This window comes from Mycobacterium sp. E2699, from assembly GCF_001666745.1.
Lineage (GTDB): Bacteria > Actinomycetota > Actinomycetes > Mycobacteriales > Mycobacteriaceae > Mycobacterium.
This window is the reverse complement of sequence record NZ_LZJH01000071.1, coordinates 1-1,076: the sequence shown is the minus strand read 5'-3', so window position 1 is coordinate 1,076 and position 1,076 is coordinate 1. Positions and strand designations below refer to the sequence as shown.

1 protein-coding gene is annotated in these 1,076 nt (G+C 70.7%); it reads left to right on the top strand.

Annotation, left to right across the window (positions count from 1 at the left end; genetic code table 11):
• Positions 1-1,076, top strand: a 1,076-nt coding sequence (locus A5696_RS29160; RefSeq protein ID WP_156738355.1) for an HAD-IC family P-type ATPase, incomplete at both ends; no start/stop codon positions are given.

Sequence of the window (1,076 nt, the reverse complement as noted above, 5' to 3'; positions counted from 1 at the left end):
GGCGACATCGACATCCTGATCACCGACAAGACCGGCACGCTGACGGAGGGCCGCATCCGCCTGGTCGGCGCGGTCGATCCGGCCGGTGCGCCGGCCGAGCCGGTCCGGCGGCTCGGGTTGCTGGCCACCGACGTCGACCCGGAATCCGGTGTGGTGAGCGCCAATCCGCTCGACGCCGCGCTGTGGGACTCCCCGCAGCCACAGCAACTGGTGGGCGGCGCGGTGCGCCGCGTCGCGCTGCTGCCGTTCGACCACGAGCGGCGCGCGACGTCGGTGTTGGTCGACGACGACGGCAACCGCCTCCTCGTCGTCAAGGGCGCCCCCGAACAGGTCCTGGACCGGTGCGACGGGACGCCGGCGGCCGCGGATGCGACCCTGGCGGACTTGTTCGCCGCCGGACGGCGGGTGGTCGCCGTCGCCACCCGCCCGGCCGCCGAGCTGACGGAGCTCACCGCCGACGACGAACACGACCTCACGCTGGCCGGCTTTCTGGTCTTCGCCGACGAACCCAAACCCGCGGCGCGCCAGTCGCTGGCACAGCTGGCCGAACTGGGCATCGAGCTCAAGATCGCCACCGGCGACAATCCGCGGGTCGCCGAAAAGGTCTGCAATGACCTGGGTTTGGCGTCCAAGGGCACTCTCACCGGCGCCGAGCTGGAACCCCTCGACGACGACGGGTTCGTCGACGCCGCGCAAAACCACACCATCTTCGCGCGCATCTCCCCCGAGCAGAAGGCGCGGCTGATCACCGCGCTGCGCCGCAACGGGCGATCGGTCGGCTTCCTCGGCGACGGCGTCAACGACGCGTTGGCCCTGCACGCCGCGGACGTGGGGATCTCCGTAGACAGCGCCACCGACGTCGCCAAGGACGCGGCCGACGTGGTGCTGCTGGAAAAGGACCTGGGCGTGCTGGCCACCGGCGTCGCCGAGGGCCGCCGGATCTTCGCCAACACGATCAAGTACGTGCTGATGGGCACGTCGAGCAACTTCGGCAACATGTTCAGCGCCGCCGCCGCGTCGGCGTTCTTGCCGTTTCTGCCGATGCTGCCCAGCCAGATCCTGCTGGGCAACCTGCT